Origin of the sequence: Teichococcus wenyumeiae, from assembly GCF_003696345.1 — a bacterium.
Classification (GTDB): Bacteria; Pseudomonadota; Alphaproteobacteria; order Acetobacterales; family Acetobacteraceae; genus Pseudoroseomonas; species Pseudoroseomonas wenyumeiae.
On sequence record NZ_RFLX01000143.1, the window covers coordinates 1 to 1,256 of the forward strand.

A 1,256-nucleotide genomic window follows, 5' to 3' on the forward strand; every position below is an offset into this window, starting at 1 on the left:
TGATCCTCCTTGGCTTCCGTGGACACCCAGAGGCAAAGTTTGAGCTGGAGGTGTTTGATGGATCAGCAAGCGACGAGGACCAAGCCACGTTCCTATACGGAGGACTACAAGCGCCAGGTCGTGGACCTTGTGGTCAGCAGCGGGCGCACGCCCACGGCGGTAGCAGGCGAGGTTGGGCTGCACCCGACGCTGCTATGCCGGTGGGTGCGGCAGTATGGCGTCGGCGCCGCCAAAGCCGAAGCGCCTGTTATCGTCTCTTCTCTCAAGCCCTTGCCGGTTCCGACAGCCGATCAAGCGGCTGAGATTGCGCGGCTGCGGCGCGAGTGCGACCGGCTGCGTATGGAGCGAGACATTTTAAAAAAGTCCATTTCGATCTTCGCGGGTCCCCTGAGATGAAGTTCCGCATGGTAGAGGACTGCCGCGATGCCTGGCCGGTTCAGCAACTTTGCCGCGTCCTGGGCATCTCGACCGCTGGCTACTACGCCTGGCGGTCCCGGCCGGACAGCAAGCGAGCCGTCGAGGACCGTGCCCTGCTGGCTGAAATCTGCCAGGCGCATGCTAAAAGCGGTGGCCGATATGGCAGTCCGCGCGTGCATGCGGCGTTGCGAGCAGACGGGAGGAGGGTTGGTCGCGGAAGGATCGAGCGCCTGATGCGTCGCCACGGCGTGCGCGGCCTTGTCGCCCAGCGCCGCCGCGTGCAGACCACCGACAGCCGCCATGCCTTTCCAGTCGCTCCGAACCTGCTGGAGCGCCAGTTCTCCGCCACCAGCAGGCCGAACCAGGTCTGGATGGCAGACCTGACCTACATCGCCACGGGCGAGGGTTGGCTCTACATGGCCGCCATCATGGACCTGCACACCCGCAAGATCGTGGGTTGGTCCATGCGCGACCATCTCAGGGCCGAGCTGGCGACGTCGGCGCTGCTGATGGCCATCCAGCGCCAGCGTCCCAGTGCCGGCCTCATCCAACATTCCGACCGCGGCATCCAATACGCCTGCGGTGACTACCAGGCGGCGCTGACAGAGGCAGCCATCATTCCGTCGATGAGCCGGCGGGCCAACCCGCTGGACAACGCGCCGATGGAGAGCTTCTTCCACACGCTGAAAACCGAGCTGGTGCACCACCGGACCTATGCCACCAGGGACGAGGCCAAGCGCGACCTGTTCTCCTACGTCGAGAGCTTCTACAACCGCCAGCGCCTCCATTCGGCCCTGGACTACCGCACGCCAGAACAGGCAGAACGACAAGCAGCAAAC

At 64.5% G+C, this 1,256-nt stretch carries 1 protein-coding gene; it reads left to right on the forward strand.

Going from position 1 to position 1,256, the window contains the following annotated elements:
• Positions 1-57: 57 nt before the first annotated feature.
• Positions 58-1,256 (forward strand): IS3 family transposase gene (locus EBE87_RS28245; RefSeq protein ID WP_408887776.1). Its coding sequence is split into 2 segments (ribosomal slippage), with 1,200 coding nucleotides annotated over them: positions 58-373 and positions 373-1,256; the frame shifts between segments, so codons are not numbered across the junction. This gene is flagged as partial in the annotation.